Genomic DNA, 15,119 nt, shown 5'->3' with positions numbered 1-15,119 from the left:
ATGCCGCACCTGACCCCCGCATCCTACGGCGGGCATCGCCGCAGGCCACTGTGGGAGGATCGGGCCTACCAATCCCAGTACTCCTCGGTACAACGTCGCACCCACAAGGAGCGTGCCCATGTCGTCGAATCCGGTCGCCGAGACCGTCTCCTCCCTGATGCCCAGGGCGAAGGAGGAACTCACCGCGCTGGTGGCCTTCAAGTCGGTGGCGGACTTCGACCAGTTCCCGCGCAGCGAGAGCGTGGGCGCCGCCAACTGGATAGCGGCCGCTCTGCGCGCCGAGGGCTTCCAGGACGTCGACCTGCTCGACACGCCGGACGGCACGCAGTCGGTCTACGGGTACCTGCCCGGACCCGAGGGCGCGAAGACGGTCCTGCTCTACGCCCACTACGACGTGCAGCCGCCGCTGGACGAGGACGGCTGGGCGACCCCGCCGTTCGAACTGACCGAGCGCGACGGGCGCTGGTACGGGCGCGGCGCGGCCGACTGCAAGGGCGGCGTGCTCATGCACCTGCTCGCACTGCGCGCGCTGAAGGCGAACGGTGGCGTGCCGGTGCACGTCAAGGTGATCGCCGAGGGTTCGGAGGAGCAGGGCACGGGCGGCCTGGAGCGGTACGCAGAACAGCACCCCGAGCTGCTGGCCGCCGACACCATCGTCATCGGCGACGCGGGCAACTTCCGGGTCGGGCTGCCGACGGTCACCGCGACGCTGCGTGGCATGACGCTCGTCCGAGTGAAGGTCGACACGCTCGAAGGCAACCTGCACTCCGGTCAGTTCGGCGGCGCGGCGCCCGACGCGCTGGCCGCCCTGATCCGCGTACTGGACTCCCTGCGCGCCGAGGACGGCTCGACGACCGTCGACGGACTCGCGGCGGACGGAGAGTGGGCGGGCCTGGTCTACGACGAGGAGCAGTTCCGCCGGGACGCCCGGGTACTGGACGGCGTCGAACTGATCGGTTCCGGCTCGGTCGCCGACCGGATCTGGGCGCGGCCGGCCGTCACGGTGCTCGGCATCGACTGCCCGCCGGTCGTCGGCGCCACCCCGTCGGTGCAGGCGGGCGCCCGCGCGCTGGTCAGCCTGCGGGTGCCGCCGGGCGTGGACGCCGCCGAGGCCACCAAGCTGCTCCAGGCCCACCTGGAGGCGCGTACGCCGTGGGGTGCGCGGGTCGGCGTCGAGCAGATCGGTCAGGGCCAGGCGTTCCGCGCCGACACCGCCAGCCCGGCGTACCGGGCCATGGCGGACGCGATGGCGGTAGCGTACCCGGGCGAGGAGATGCAGTACGCCGGTCAGGGCGGCTCCATCCCGCTGTGCAACACCCTGGCCGGGCTCTACCCGCGGGCGGAGATCCTGCTGATCGGCCTGAGCGAGCCGGAGGCGCAGATCCACGCCGTGAACGAGAGCGTGTCCCCCGAGGAACTGGAGCGGCTGTCGGTGACGGAGGCCCTGTTCCTGCGCAACTACGCGGCGAGCTGAGCGGTCCCGGTCGGGAACGGGGGTGGCCCGCCTCGGTGACAGCGACCCGGTGACCGCCCGGGCGGCGGAGGCAACGCGGGAATCGGCGCGTACCTACGGGGCGGTCGGCCGACGTCAGCCGACCGGGGTGCCCGCCTCCAGGTACAGTGCCGCACCGCGTTCCCGGGCTCGCAGCGCCCAGCGCAGCCGCTCGTAGCGGACCGGGGGCAGCAGGCCGGCGGCCTCCTCCTCGGTGACGAAGCGCCAGGCGCGCAGCTCGGGGCCGGGCAGCAGGACACGGCCGGCGTCGGCGGAGTCGAGCCGACCGCCGTCGAAGAGCAGACGCAGACCGCCGTAGCCCGGGGGCGTGGGCGGTTCCCAGTCGACGACCAGCAGGGCGGGTACGTCGTCGAGGCGGATCCCGGTCTCCTCGGCGACCTCGCGCATCCCGGCGCGGGCGGGCGCCTCACCGGGTTCGACGATGCCGCCGGGGAACTCCCAGCCGGGCTTGTAGGTGGGGTCGACGAGCAGCACCCGGTCCTGTTCGTCGAAGAGCAGGACACCGGCCGCGACGGTCTCGGCGGTGGGCTCGGGCGTCTGCACGATGTCGCAGGCCGGCGCGGAGCCGGTACCGACGGCCTCGGCTATCCTGACGGCGGCCTCGTACGGGGTGAGCGCACCGGTGTCGACCGGGTGGGCGTCGGCGGCCAGCCAGGAGGCGAGTGCGGCCCGGTACGGCTCGATGTGGTCGTACGACCACTGCCGTACGCGTATCTCTCCGTCGATCAGGTCCTCCGGTATCTCGCGACCCGTTATCCGCTCCCGCAGGATCGTTTCCGCCGGAGCGAGCAGGACGTGCCGGACCGCGATGCGGCGGGCGGCGAGGCCGCCGAAGATCTCGTCGCGGTACTCCTGCCGCAGCAGGGTCATGGGGACGACGAGGGTCCCGCCGAGCTCGGCGAGCATCGCGGCCGCGGTGTCGGTCACGAGGCGGCGCCAGATCGGCAGGTCCTGGAAGTCGCCGACCTCGGCGAGGCGTTTGGGCGGCAGCAGGTGTGCGAGCGTTCCGCCGATGACCTCGGGGTCGAAGAGTGTGCTGTTCGGGATCAGTTCGATCAGTTCCCGTGCGGTGGTGGTCTTCCCCGCACCGAACGCGCCGTTGATCCAGACGACGGTCACAGGTCCCCCTCTTCTGTTGGCCCCCTGAGGCTTGCCCGCTCCACCCTGCCACGGAAACCAGGCGCTGATGAGGGCTTACGGCGGCGGCGCCGGCGCCCCTCGGGGAAGGGGCACCGGCGCCGCGTGGTGCGGGTGGCGCGGGTGATGCGTCGGACGGTGTACGTCAGCCCCGCTGCCCGAGGTCGCCGTCGCCCAGGGGCAGGTTCTCGGTGGCGACCGTGTCCTGGACGGTGCTGACGGTGTCCTCCACGTCGAGGCCGAGCGGGAGTTCACTCGGAGCGGCGTGGGAGGGCGTGACGGCCGCGACGACGAAACCGGTGGCCAGGGACGCGAGGGCGAGCATGCTGCGCTTCTTCATGGCTGGTCCAACTGCGTCGGCCGGGTGGCGGTCACGGCCGGCCACTGATGTGGCACCTCCGGGCAGCGAAACACCACCATCCTGCTGAGCCGGCCGCCAGGGCGCCGCGGCCGCCGGGAGTGCCCCGCGTACGCTCAGACCCCCGCCGGAGCCGCCCCCGCCGTCCTCGTCAGCGCCGCCGCGGCCGCTCCCACCAACCCCGCGTCGGTACCCATCTGAGCGGGGACGACCTCCAGGCGCCGCACGAAGGACAGGGTCGCGTACGCGGTCAGGGCCTTGCGGAGCGGGTCGAAAAGCACGTCGCCCGCCTTGGCGACGCCCCCGCCGACCACGGCGATGTCGATCTCGACGAGGGTCGCGGTGGCGGCGATACCGGCGGCCAGCGCCTGCGCGGCCCGCTCGAACGACGCCACGGCGACGGGATCGCCCAGCCGGGCGGCGGCGGCGACCGCCGCGGCCGAGGTGTCCTCGTCGGGGTCGGGACGCCATCCGGCGTCGAGGGCGCGCCGCGCGATGTTGGGACCGCTCGCTATGCGCTCCACGCAGCCGCGCGCGCCGCACGGGCACGGATCGCCGTCCAGGTCCACGCTGATGTGGCCGATGTGACCGGCGTTGCCGGTCGGTCCGGGGTGCAGCCGGCCACCCAGGACCAGACCACCGCCGACGCCCGTCGAGACGACCATGCACAGCGCGTTGTCGTGCCCGCGGGCCGCGCCCTGCCAGTGTTCGGCCGCCGTGATGGCCACACCGTCGCCGATCAGCTCGACGGGCAGGTCACCGGCGGCTTCCCGGACCCGCCGGACGAGCGGGTAGTCGCGCCAGCCGGGCACGTTCACCGGGCTGACCGTGCCGGCGGAGGCGTCCACCGGGCCGGCACTGCCGATGCCGACGGCCGTGGCCCGTCCCCACAGCGGCGACGTGGTCAGCTCCGTGAGCACGGCTTCGACGGCCCGCATCACGGTGTCACCGTCCTTCTGGGCGGGCGTCGCGCGCTGGGCACGCGCCTGGATACGGCCGTGGCCGTCCACCAGCGCGCCGGCGATCTTGGTGCCGCCGATGTCCAGCGCTGCCACGAGGTCGGTGTGCATCAGAGTCGGATCTCCCCGTCGGACCGAATGAAGAATGACGAACACAAGAACACGCAGCGAACCGGTCCCGCGGTGGGGACGAGGACCGGAGAGTGCGACGAACAGTGTCCCCCGCATCTGACAACGTTGTCCAGGCTCTATGCTCGACGCCACATCCTCATACAAACCCATGACCGACACATCCCCGTGGACAACAGGAGCCGACGCAATCCCGTGGACGACAGGACAGGACACCGCATCGTGCCCGACACGACCCGCCGCGCAGCCCACCTTCCCGGGAACCGATACGGCAACCGCCCGACCATGAAGGACGTGGCCGCCCGGGCGGGGGTCGGCCTCAAGACCGTCTCGCGGGTGGTCAACGGGGAGCCGGGCGTCACCCCCGAGACCGAACGCCGCGTCCAGGAGGCCATCGACGCGCTCGGCTTCCGCCGCAACGACAGCGCGCGGGTACTCCGCAAGGGCCGTACCGCCAGCATCGGCCTGGTCCTGGAGGACCTCGCCGACCCCTTCTACGGGCCGCTCAGCCGCGCCGTGGAGGAGGTGGCCCGCGCCCACGGCGCCCTGCTGATCAACGGGTCCAGCGCGGAGGACCCGGACCGCGAGCAGGAACTGGTGCTGGCGCTGTGCGCGCGACGCGTGGACGGGCTGGTGGTGATCCCCGCCGGGGACGACCACCGGTATCTGGAGCCGGAGCTGAAGGCCGGCGTCGCCACGGTGTTCGTGGACCGTCCGGCGGGTCGGATCGACGCGGACGTGGTGGTGTCCGACAACTTCGGCGGTGCCCGCGACGGCGTGGCCCACCTCATCGCGCACGGGCACCGCAGGATCGGCTTCATCGGTGACATGCCCCGCATCCACACAGCCGCCGAGCGGCTGCGCGGCTACCGGGCCGCCATGGAGGACGCGGGCATACCCGCGAAGGACTCCTGGATGTCCCTGGGCGTCACCGACCCCGTGCGGGTACGCCGGGCCGCCGAGGAGATGCTCGCCGACCCGAACCCGGTCACCGCGATCTTCACCGGCAACAACCGGGTGACGGTCACCGTGATCCGCGTCCTCGCCGAGCAGACCCGCGGCGTCGCCCTCGTCGGCTTCGACGACATCGAGCTGGCCGACCTGCTCCAGCCGGGCGTCACCGTGGTCGCTCAGGACGCCGCGGCCCTCGGCCGGACCGCCGCCGAGCGGCTCTTCCGCCAGCTGGACGGCACACTGCTCGCGCCCGACCGCATCGAACTGCCGACCAGGCTGGTCACCCGGGGCTCGGGCGAGCTCCCACCGTCACAGTGAGCGGCCCATGACGGACGGCCGGGGGTCCCCGCGGGGGGTACGCGACTGCTCGCCGGGGATGACGGCGTCCGGCCTGGAGCGGTGAGTGCGCTCCAGGCCGGACGGACGAACCACTCCCCGGGATCCGGCCGCCTACTGCGCCGATGCCGTGAGATCACCGCGCCGCGGGGACGAGAAGCCTTCCAGGTCGGCGCGGGTCAGGCCGGTCAGCCGGGCGACCTCGCCGATGTCGAGGGCGCCGCAGTCCAGTCCGCGCAGCAGATGGCCGCTCAGGGCCTTGGCGGTGGCGGGCTCGTCCATGACGTCGCCGCCGGTGCGGTTGGCGTAGCGGGCGAGGCGGGCGGCGGCCTGCTCGAAGCCCTCGCGGTAGAAGGCGAAGACGGCCGCGTACCGGGTCGGGATGTGACCGGGGTGCATGTCCCAGCCCTGGTAGTAGGCGCGGGCCAGCGCACGGCGGGTGAGACCGAAGTGCAGGCGCCAGGCGTCGTGGACCTTCTCGGTGGGGCCGACGGGCAGGACGTTGGTGGAACCGTCCGAGACCCGCACGCCGGTGCCCGCGGCGGCGACCTGCATGACCGCCTTGGCGTGGTCGGCGGCCGGGTGGTCGCTGGCCTGGTGGGCGGCGGAGACGCCGAGGCAGGCGCTGTAGTCGAAGGTGCCGTAGTGCAGGCCGGTGGCGCGGCCCTCGGCGGCCTGGATCATACGGGCGACGGCGGCGGTGCCGTCGGCGGCCAGGATGGACTGGCTGGTCTCGACCTGGATCTCGAAGCCGATGCGGCCGGGCTCCAGGCCGCGGGCCTTCTCGAAGGCCTCCAGGAGCCGCACCATGGCGGTGACCTGTTCGGGGTAGGTCACCTTCGGCAGGGTGAGGACCAGCCCGTCGGGCAGGCCGCCGGCCTCCATCAGACCGCTGAGGAAGACGTCGAGCGTGCGGATGCCCCGGGCGCGCACCGGAGCCTCCATGCACTTCATGCGGATGCCCATGTACGGGGCCGCGGTGCCCTGTTCGTACGCCTCGGCGATCAGCCGGGCCGCGCGGGCGGCGGCCTCGTCCTCCTCGGCGTCCGTGCGGTTGCCGTAGCCGTCCTCGAAGTCGACGCGGAGGTCTTCGATCGGCTCGCGCTCCAGTTTGGCGCGTACGCGGGTGTACACCGGCTCGGCGAGGTCCTCGGTGAGGCCGAGGACGGCGGCGAAGGACGCGGCGTCGGGGGCGTGTTCGTCGAGGGCGGCCAGCGCCCGGTCGCCCCAGGAGCGGATCGTGTCGGCGGCGAAGACGTCGCCGGGGACGTAGACCGTGTGGACGGGCTGGCGGGTGCCCGGGTCTCCGGGGTAGCGGCGCTCCAGCTCCGCGTCGACCGGTGCGAGGGAGGCACTGATCTCCTCGCCGACGGCGCCCGCGAGACTCGTCGCCACCTTCTCCTGCTGACCCATCCCACATCCTCCTGCTTTCCGCTGAACGGAATCAATAATCCGTAGAGCGAAGTTATCTGTCGGTCCCGCGTGGGTCAACACCATCCTGCGCAGACGCCGAGGCCCCCGCGACCAGGAAGGACGGTCGCGGGGGCCTCGGCAGGCGCAACGAGTGGATGTCAGCCCTTGCGGGTCTTGACTTCCTCGGTCAGCTGCGGGACGACGTCGAAGAGGTCGCCGACGACGCCGTAGTCGACCAGCTCGAAGATCGGGGCCTCGGCGTCCTTGTTGACCGCCACGATGGTCTTCGAGGTCTGCATACCGGCGCGGTGCTGGATCGCGCCCGAGATGCCGGAGGCGATGTAGAGCTGCGGCGAGACCGACTTGCCGGTCTGGCCGACCTGGTTGGTGTGCGGGTACCAGCCGGCGTCCACCGCGGCGCGCGAGGCACCGACGGCCGCGCCGAGCGAGTCGGCCAGCGCCTCGATGATCGCGAAGTTCTCCGCGCCGTTGACACCACGGCCGCCGGAGACGACGATCGCGGCCTCGGTCAGCTCCGGGCGGCCGGTCGACTCACGCGGCGTGCGCGCGGTGACCTTGGTGCCGGTCGCCTGGGCGGAGAAGGACACCGACAGGGCCTCGACCACGCCGGCGGCCGGGGCCGGCTCGACGGCGGCCGAGTTGGGCTTGACCGTGATGACCGGGGTGCCCTTGGAGACATGGGACTTGGTGGTGAAGGCGGCGGCGAACACCGACTGGGTGGCCACCGGGCCCTTGTCGCCGGCCTCCAGGTCGACGGCGTCGGTGATGATGCCGGAGCCCAGGCGCAGCGCCAGACGGGCGGCGATCTCCTTGCCCTCCGTGGAGGAGGGGACCAGCACGGCGGCCGGGGAGACGGCCTCGTGGGCGGCCTGGAGGGCGTCCACCTTGGGTACGACCAGGTAGTCGGCGTACTCGGCGGCCTCGTGGGTGAGGACCTTCACCGCGCCGTGCTCGGCGAGCGTGGCGGCGGTGTCCGCGGCGCCACTGCCGAGGGCCACGGCGACCGGGTCGCCGATGCGGCGGGCGAGCGTCAGCAACTCCAGGGTGGGCTTGCGGACGGCACCGTCCACGTGGTCGACGTAGACGAGAACTTCAGCCATGGGACTTCTTCTCTCCTGCTTGCGAGATGTGAGGGGCGGTCGGCGAATCCGGGGCTCAGACGAACCTCTGGCCCGCGAGGGGCTACACGAACTTTCGCTCCGCGAGGAAGGCGGCGAGCTGCTTGCCACCCTCGCCCTCGTCCTTGACGATCGTGCCCGCGGTGCGCGCCGGGCGCTCGGTCGCCGAGTCGACCGTGGTGTAGGCGTTCTCGAGGCCGACCTCGTCCTCGTCGATGTCGAGGTCGGACAGGTCCCAGGCCTGAACCGGCTTCTTCTTGGCCGCCATGATGCCCTTGAAGGACGGGTAGCGCGCCTCGCCCGACTGATCGGTGACCGACACGACGGCCGGCAGCGACGCCTCCAGCTGCTCCGTGGCCGAGTCGCCGTCGCGGCGGCCCTTGACCGTGCCGCCCTCGACGGAGACCTCGGACAGCAGCGTCACCTGCGGCACGCCCAGGCGCTCCGCGAGCAGCGCCGGTACGACGCCCATGGTGCCGTCGGTGGAGGCCATGCCGGAGATGACCAGGTCGTAGCCGGCCTTCTCGATCGCCTTGGCCAGCACCAGGGAGGTGCCGATGGCGTCGGTGCCGTGCAGGTCGTCGTCCTCGACGTGGATCGCCTTGTCCGCGCCCATGGACAGCGCCTTGCGCAGCGCGTCCTTGGCGTCCTCCGGACCCACCGTCAGGACGGTGATCTCCACGTCGTCGCCTGCTTCCGAGATCTGCAGCGCCTGCTCGACCGCGTACTCGTCCAGCTCGGAGAGCAGCCCGTCCACGTCGTCCCGGTCGACGGTCAGGTCATCGGCGAAGTGCCGGTCGCCAGTGGCGTCGGGCACGTACTTCACAGTGACAACGATCCTCAAGCTCACGCCGGCTCTCCTACTGCATCGACATTTCAGTGCTGCCTCTTGCAGGCAGCATAGGCGCCCCAAGCGGCCGATCCCGGTCGGGGCGACCTGCGCTCCGCCCGGAATATTACTCGTCAGTACACCCAGTTCTTTCCCGCTAAGCAAGCGCTTTGAACTGTGACCTTCGCAACGCAGCGTAACCGGAACCCGACGGCTTCGCAGAGAAGTGTCCCGGTGACCGGTCAGTCACGCAGTCCGCTGTAACGCCCCTGGTGGTACAGCAGAGGGCCGCCGACGCCCGCGGAGTCACCGAGGAGCACCTCCGCCAGCACGATGCGATGGTCCCCCGCGGGCACCCGGCCGACCACGCGGCACACGACCCAGGCGAGGACGTCGTCCAGCACGGGCACGCCCTCGGGGCCCTCGCGCCAGGCGGTGGGCGGGCCGAAGCGGTCGGCGCCGCTGCGGGCGAACGTGGCCGCGAGGTCCTGCTGGTGCTCGCCGAGCAGGTGGACGCCGACGTACTCGGCCTCGGACACCGCGGGCCAGCTGGAGGAGTCGGTGCCGATACCGAAGGAGAGCAGCGGCGGCTCGGCGGACACGGAGGTCAGGGACGTGGCCGTGAAACCCACCGGGCCGGCGTCACCGCGCGCGGTGATCACGGAAACCCCCGCCGCGTGCCGCCGGAAGACGGACCGCAGCAGGTCGGAGGTGGCGAGCCGCGGCGCGGCGAGGTCGGGTGTGGCCGTCATTCGGAATGTCCTTCTGCGTTGCGCCTCGGCCCGAGGAGAGGGAGCGGAGGCATACGGGCCGGCTGACGACGGGTGGCACACACAGTCAAATACGTCCTGGGAGGGGGAAGCTGTGGAGAACGCCTCACCGGAGACGTGGCGGTAATCACACCGCCACGCCCAGTGCGGCGATCACGTCCGCCTTGCGTGGCTGCCCCACGGCGCGCCGCACGACGCGGCCGTCGGCGTCGAGGACCAGGACGGTCGGGGTCTTGAGTACGCCGAGTGCGCGGACGAGTTCGAGGCGGGCCTCGGCGTCGATCTCGACATGGGCGACGCCGGGGACCATGCCTGCCACCTCGCCGAGGATCCGCCGAGTGGCCCGGCAGGGAGCGCAGAACGCGCTGGAGAACTGGACGAGCGTGGCGCGGGCGCCGAGTTCGGCGCCGAGGTCGGCCGCCTCGAGCCGCGGGCCGGAGGTGTCGAGTCGCCCACCGTCGCCCTGCCCACTCACCCGCACGCCTCCGTTCTGCCGCCGCCGCGGCACTCATGAGCGCACGTCACCCGTGCGCGCCACCAGCCCGGCCCTGGTCCTGGTCCAGCGCGGACCGGTCCGGTCGTCCACACGTGCAGCGTTCACGGGCCGGCGAAGATTCCCGGCTCACCGTCGTTTTTCGGCCATGAAACGGCGGATGACGTGATGAGGATCTCGCCGCGAGCGGGCACGAAGGCTGGTACACCGGCCGTTCTTGGGGCACGATCTGCGACAAGCCGAAAACCTACGGCTGCGTAACTTTCGACTGGGAGCCCCCTTCCCAGGCCGACAAGGAAGGGTCCGACCCGCCCATGGCAGAACTCGCCTACCGCCCGGCCATCGGTCTCGCCCGCGCCCTGTTCAAGGTGTGGGACCTCAAGATCGACTGCCAGGGTTCGGAGAACATCCCGCGCTCGGGCGGCGCCGTACTGGTGAGCAACCACATCAGCTACCTGGACTTCATCTTCGACGGCCTGGCGGCGCTGCCCCAGAAGCGGCTGGTGCGCTTCATGGCGAAGGAGTCGGTCTTCCGGCATCGGGTCTCCGGTCCGCTGATGCGCAACATGAAGCACATCCCGGTGGACCGCAAGCAGGGCGAGGCGGCGTACGCGCACGCCCTGGACTCGCTGCGGTCCGGCGAGATCGTCGGAGTCTTCCCGGAGGCCACGATCTCCGAGTCGTTCACGCTGAAGAGCTTCAAGTCGGGCGCCGCGCGTCTGGCGCAGGAGGCCGGCGTCCCGCTGATCCCGATGGCCGTGTGGGGCACGCAGCGGCTGTGGACCAAGGGGCACCCGCGCAATTTCAAGCGCAGCCACACCCCGATCACGATCCGGGTCGGCGAGGCCATGGAGGCATCCCGCGAGCAGTACGCGGGTGCCATCACCCGGCGGCTGCGCGAGCGGGTGCAGGAGCTGCTGGAGGCCGCACAGCGCGCCTACCCGGTGCGCCCCAAGGGAGCGGACGACACCTGGTGGATGCCGGCCCATCTCGGCGGCACCGCCCCGACGCAGGAGCAGCTGCGCACGGCCGAGGCCCACTGAGCCGAGCGCGTCACAGGGCGGGCGGCAGCGTCGCCCACAGGTGCGGCCGGTCGATGGCCGCCTTCAGTACGTCCACCACGGCCGGATGCGGCTCGGCGTACAGGTCCGGGTAGTCGGCCTCGCCGGCCGCGGTGTCCGGCGTGAAGGCCAGCAGCTCCCGCCCCAGGGAGAACTGGGCGTTCACGCCGGGCTTGTTGCCGCGCGGGTCCTGCCGGTGCCAGGCACCGTTGAACCGCACGGCGACCAGCCCGTGCACGACGTCGAAGCGCTGGTAGCACAGGGCGGTCGGGATGTCCTCGGCCCGTAGCAGCGCGGTCAGCGCGTGGGCCTTGGCGTAGCAGATGCCGGTGCGCCGCTCCAGGACGTCGGAGGCGCGCCAGGTGACGCGGGGGTCACCCGAGTCCTGTGAGTGCGGGATGGTGTCGCGCACGAACTCGAAAGCCAGTCGCGCATAGGCATACGAGTCCTCCGCCTCCTCGGCGAGCCGCCCGGCCACCTCCCGTACGCGCGGGTGATCATGATCGATGACCTCATCGGCGGCCAGGTAGGCGGACAGGTCAGGGGATTTCTGGATCAGCTCCATACTCGCAGAGCATAGGAAAGCGATCACCCATCGGTCAATGACTTTTCAGGTGATCGCATACCTATGCATAGTCGTGTCGCCGGGGAGACCCAGCCGTCAGCGCGCCATCTCCTCCTTGAGGGCGGCCACGAACGCGTCGACGTCGTCCTCGGCGGTGTCGAAGGCGCACATCCAGCGCACGTCGCCCGCGGCCTCGTCCCAGAAGTAGAAGCGGAACCGCTTCTGCAGACGCTCACTCACCTCGTGCGGCAGCCGGGCGAAGACCGCGTTGGCCTGCACGGGATAGAGGATCTCCACCCCGTGCACGGCGCGCACACCCTCGGCCAGGCGCTGGGCCATTTCGTTGCCGTGCCGGGCGTTGCGCAGCCACAGGTCCTTGGCGAGCAGCGCCTCCAGCTGTACCGACACGAAGCGCATCTTGGAGGCGAGCTGCATCGACAGCTTGCGCAGATGCCTCATGTGGCGCACGGCGTCCTGGTTGAGGACCACGACCGCCTCGCCGAACAGCGCGCCGTTCTTCGTGCCGCCGAGTGAGAGCAGGTCGACGCCGACCGCGTTGGTGAACGTCCGCATGGGCACGTCCAACGACGCGGCGGCATTGGCTATCCGGGAGCCGTCCAGGTGCACCCTCATGCCGTGCGCGTGGGCGTGCTCGCAGATGGCGCGGATCTCGTCCGGCGTGTACAGCGTGCCGAGCTCGGTGCTCTGGGTGATCGAGACGACCTGCGGCATCGCGCGGTGCTCGTCGTCCCAGCCGTACGCCTGCCGGTCGATCAGGTCGGGCGTGAGCTTGCCGTCGGGGGTGGGGACGGTGAGCAGCTTCAGGCCGCCCATACGCTCGGGGGCACCGCCCTCGTCGACGTTGATGTGCGCGCTCTCGGCGCAGATCACCGCCCCCCAGCGGTCGGTGACCGCCTGGAGCGCGACGACGTTGGCGCCGGTGCCGTTGAAGACCGGGAACGCCTCGGCGCCGGAGCCGAAGTGGCTGCGGATCACGCGCTGGAGGTTCTCGGTGTACTCGTCCCCGCCGTACGCGACCTGGTGCCCGCCGTTGGCCAGGGCCAGGGCGGCGAGCACCTCCGGGTGGGCCCCGGCGTAGTTGTCACTGGCGAAACCGCGGACCTCGGGGTCGTGATGGCGACGCGCATCGGTCTTCGGTGGGTTCACGGCTTCTCGGTCAGCCACAGACGGTTTCCGTTCACTTCCGCGGCGGGCTTCTCCCAGACTCCGGTGACGGCCTCGGCGAGGTCCCGTACGTCCGTGAAGCCCGCGAACTTCGCGTTGGGGCGCTCGGCGCGCATCGCGTCGTGCACCAACGCCTTGACCACCAGGATCGCAGCCGCGGACGTCGGTCCCTGCTCGCCCCCCGCCTTGCGGAAGTAGTCCGCCATGGCCAGCGTCCACGCCTCGGCGGCGGCCTTGGCGGCCGAGTAGGCGGCGTTCCCCGCGGTGGGGCTGCTCGCGCCCGCCGCGCTGATCAGGACGTAGCGGCCGCGGTCGCTGCGCTGCAGCGCCTCGTGGAAGGCGAGGGAGGTGTGCTGGACGGTGCGGATCAGCAGCTTCTCCAGGAGGTCCCAGTCACCGAGGTCGGTCTTGGTGAAGGTCTGGCTGCCGCGCCAGCCGCCGACGAGGTGGACCACGCCGTCGACCCGGCCGAAGTCCTTCTCGATGCGGTCGGCCCACGCACGGGTGGAGTCGAGGTCGAGGAGGTCGACGGTCTCACCGGTGACCGTGGCGCCGCCCTGCGCGTAGCGCGCCGCGTCCACCGCCTCCGCCAGCCGCTCCGGGTCGTTGTCCGAGCCGACGACCGTCGCACCCGCCTCGGCGAGCCGCAACAGCGCGGCCCGTCCGGCGGGTCCGCCCGCTCCGGCGACCGCGATCACCGCGCCGTCGAGCGCCCCGTTCCCCATGGTCCTCGCCTCCTGTGCCTGTGCCTGTGCCTGTGCCTGCTGGGCGTGTTCCCGCGTGCCGCCGCCGTCGCTCACGCGGCGGCCCGCTCGGCGCCGTCCGTCGTGGCCGTGATGCCCCGGGTCGAGGCGATCACACTCTTCAGCTTCTTGGACAGTGCCTCGTAGAACATGCTCAGTGGAAACTCGTCCGGAAGCACGTCGTCGACGAGTTTGCGCGGCGGCAGGGTCAGGTCCAGGGCGTCGGGGCCCTTGGCCCACTTCGAGCCCGGGTGCGGGGCGAGGTACGTAGAGACCAGTTCGTACCCGGCGAACCAGTGCACGATCTTGGGACGGTCGATACCGTCCCGATACAGCGTCTCGATCTCGGTGCACAGCTGGTTGGTGACCTGCGGGGCGCGCTGCCAGTCGATGAAGAGCTTGTTGTCGGTCCAGCGCACGACGTCGTGCTTGTGCAGGTAGGCGAAGAGGAGCTGGCCGCCGAGACCGTCGTAGTTGCGCACGCGTTCGCCGGTGACCGGAAAGCGGAACATGCGGTCGAAAAGGACCGCGTACTGCACGTCACGGGCCTGCGGTACGCCGTCGTCCGCCAGTTTCACGGCTTCCTTGAAGGCGGTGAGGTCGCAGCGCAGCTCCTCCAGGCCGTACATCCAGAACGGCTGGCGCTGCTTGATCATGAACGGGTCGAAGGGCAGGTCGCCGTGGCTGTGGGTCCGGTCGTGGACCATGTCCCACAGGACGAAGGCCTCCTCGCAGCGTTTCTGGTCGTCGACCATCGCGGCGACGTCCTCGGGCAGCTCCAGGCCCAGGATCCCGACAGCGGCCTCGGTGACACGGCGGAAGCGGGCGGCCTCGCGGTCGCAGAAGATGCCGCCCCATGAAAAGCGCTCCGGCGCCTCGCGCACGGCGATGGTCTCCGGGAAGAGGACGGCCGAGTTGGTGTCGTAGCCGGCCGTGAAGTCCTCGAAGGTGATGCCGCAGAAGAGCGGGTTGTCGTAGCGGGTGCGCTCCAGTTCGGCCAGCCAGTCGGGCCAGACCATGCGCAGCACGACCGCTTCGAGGTTGCGGTCGGGGTTGCCGTTCTGCGTGTACATCGGAAAGACGACCAGGTGCTGGAGGCCGTCGGCACGGTCCGCGGCCGGCTGGAAGGCCAGCAGCGAGTCCAGGAAGTCGGGCACCTGGAAACCACCGTCGGCCCAGCGCCCGAGGTCCGTCACCAGGGCCTCGTGGTAGGCGCGGTCGTGCGGGAGGAGCGGGGACAGCTCCTCGACCGCGCCGGCGACACGGCGTACGGCGTCCTCGGCGGCGGCCCGGCCGGGAGCGTCCTCGGCGTCGAAGTCGATCGACCCGTCCTTGGACTGCCATGGCCGGATCCGCTCCACGGCATCCTTGAGCACGGGCCATGCCGGGTGCTCCACCACCCTGCTCACTGGAGGAATATTCTCCTCCATACCCACCTGCACAAGAATTTCCGTCATGTCCCATCCTCCACGGGAGAAGCTCACGTCAGGACACCGTAGGCATAGGTGGTTTCTCCCAGCAAGGGGAGCTTCCGT

Annotated in this window: 15 protein-coding genes; 3 read left to right on the top strand and 12 right to left on the bottom strand. The window is 71.2% G+C overall.

Features of this window, described 5'->3' with window-relative positions; all coding sequences use genetic code 11:
• Positions 1-118 precede the first annotated feature (118 nt).
• Positions 119-1,474 carry a dipeptidase gene (locus ABEA26_RS08210; RefSeq protein ID WP_345590572.1) on the top strand — a complete coding sequence of 452 codons (1,356 nt, stop codon included), beginning with the start codon at positions 119-121 and terminating at the stop codon, positions 1,472-1,474.
• Positions 1,475-1,588: 114 nt separating this feature from the next.
• Here the strand turns inward: ABEA26_RS08210 and ABEA26_RS08205 are convergent, their stop codons facing one another.
• The 3 genes from ABEA26_RS08205 to ABEA26_RS08195 all read right to left on the bottom strand — a co-directional run bounded on the left by ABEA26_RS08205 (position 1,589) and on the right by ABEA26_RS08195 (position 4,078).
• Complete coding sequence (locus tag ABEA26_RS08205; protein ID WP_345590571.1) at positions 1,589-2,632, bottom strand: NUDIX hydrolase; 1,044 nt, start codon at positions 2,630-2,632, stop codon at positions 1,589-1,591.
• Positions 2,633-2,795: 163 nt separating this feature from the next.
• Positions 2,796-2,990 (bottom strand): hypothetical protein, encoded by a 195-nt coding sequence (locus ABEA26_RS08200; protein ID WP_345590570.1) that lies wholly within the window; start codon positions 2,988-2,990, stop codon positions 2,796-2,798.
• 134 nt (positions 2,991-3,124) lie between these two features.
• Complete coding sequence (locus tag ABEA26_RS08195) at positions 3,125-4,078, bottom strand: ROK family protein (protein ID WP_345590569.1); 954 nt, start codon at positions 4,076-4,078, stop codon at positions 3,125-3,127.
• A 213-nt stretch (positions 4,079-4,291) separates the two neighbouring features.
• Between ABEA26_RS08195 and ABEA26_RS08190 the strand changes: the two genes are divergently transcribed.
• Positions 4,292-5,368, top strand: a complete 1,077-nt coding sequence (locus tag ABEA26_RS08190; RefSeq protein WP_345590568.1) for a LacI family DNA-binding transcriptional regulator — start codon at positions 4,292-4,294, stop codon at positions 5,366-5,368.
• A 132-nt stretch (positions 5,369-5,500) separates the two neighbouring features.
• Here ABEA26_RS08190 and ABEA26_RS08185 read toward each other — a convergent pair whose 3' ends face one another.
• The 5 genes from ABEA26_RS08185 to ABEA26_RS08165 form a co-directional block, all read right to left on the bottom strand.
• Positions 5,501-6,799: a DUF6986 family protein gene (locus tag ABEA26_RS08185; protein ID WP_345590567.1), complete on the bottom strand. Its 1,299-nt coding sequence runs from the start codon at positions 6,797-6,799 to the stop codon at positions 5,501-5,503.
• Positions 6,800-6,957: 158 nt separating this feature from the next.
• Complete coding sequence (locus tag ABEA26_RS08180) at positions 6,958-7,920, bottom strand: electron transfer flavoprotein subunit alpha/FixB family protein (protein WP_345590565.1); 963 nt, start codon at positions 7,918-7,920, stop codon at positions 6,958-6,960.
• Between the two features lie 82 nt (positions 7,921-8,002).
• A complete protein-coding gene (locus ABEA26_RS08175) occupies positions 8,003-8,788 on the bottom strand; it encodes an electron transfer flavoprotein subunit beta/FixA family protein (protein WP_345590563.1) in 786 nt (261 codons plus the stop codon).
• A gap of 221 nt (positions 8,789-9,009) precedes the next feature.
• Positions 9,010-9,519, bottom strand: coding sequence for a flavin reductase family protein (locus tag ABEA26_RS08170; protein ID WP_345590561.1), 510 nt, complete (start codon positions 9,517-9,519; stop codon positions 9,010-9,012).
• Positions 9,520-9,664: 145 nt separating this feature from the next.
• Entirely contained in the window at positions 9,665-10,045 is a 381-nt protein-coding gene (locus ABEA26_RS08165; RefSeq protein ID WP_345590559.1) for a TlpA family protein disulfide reductase, read from the bottom strand.
• 299 nt (positions 10,046-10,344) lie between these two features.
• Between ABEA26_RS08165 and ABEA26_RS08160 the strand changes: the two genes are divergently transcribed.
• On the top strand, positions 10,345-11,073 hold the full coding sequence (locus tag ABEA26_RS08160) for a lysophospholipid acyltransferase family protein (RefSeq protein ID WP_345590557.1): 729 nt from the start codon (positions 10,345-10,347) through the stop codon (positions 11,071-11,073).
• 10 nt (positions 11,074-11,083) lie between these two features.
• Here ABEA26_RS08160 and ABEA26_RS08155 read toward each other — a convergent pair whose 3' ends face one another.
• The 4 genes from ABEA26_RS08155 to ABEA26_RS08140 all read right to left on the bottom strand — a co-directional run bounded on the left by ABEA26_RS08155 (position 11,084) and on the right by ABEA26_RS08140 (position 15,041).
• Positions 11,084-11,656: a transglutaminase-like domain-containing protein gene (locus ABEA26_RS08155; RefSeq protein ID WP_345590555.1), complete on the bottom strand. Its 573-nt coding sequence runs from the start codon at positions 11,654-11,656 to the stop codon at positions 11,084-11,086.
• Positions 11,657-11,752: 96 nt separating this feature from the next.
• Positions 11,753-12,823 (bottom strand): threonine aldolase family protein, encoded by a 1,071-nt coding sequence (locus ABEA26_RS08150; RefSeq protein WP_345590553.1) that lies wholly within the window; start codon positions 12,821-12,823, stop codon positions 11,753-11,755.
• Complete coding sequence (locus ABEA26_RS08145) at positions 12,820-13,566, bottom strand: SDR family NAD(P)-dependent oxidoreductase (RefSeq protein WP_345590613.1); 747 nt, start codon at positions 13,564-13,566, stop codon at positions 12,820-12,822. Before ABEA26_RS08145 ends, ABEA26_RS08150 begins: the two co-directional genes overlap by 4 nt.
• A 71-nt stretch (positions 13,567-13,637) precedes the next feature.
• Positions 13,638-15,041: a DUF6421 family protein gene (locus ABEA26_RS08140; RefSeq protein WP_345590551.1), complete on the bottom strand. Its 1,404-nt coding sequence runs from the start codon at positions 15,039-15,041 to the stop codon at positions 13,638-13,640.
• Positions 15,042-15,119 lie beyond the last annotated feature (78 nt).

Origin of the sequence: Streptomyces marokkonensis (assembly GCF_039539045.1) — a bacterium.
Classification (GTDB): Bacteria; Actinomycetota; Actinomycetes; order Streptomycetales; family Streptomycetaceae; genus Streptomyces; species Streptomyces marokkonensis.
Note: the sequence above shows the minus strand (reverse complement) of the source record. Positions and strands in the feature narration are given on the sequence as shown.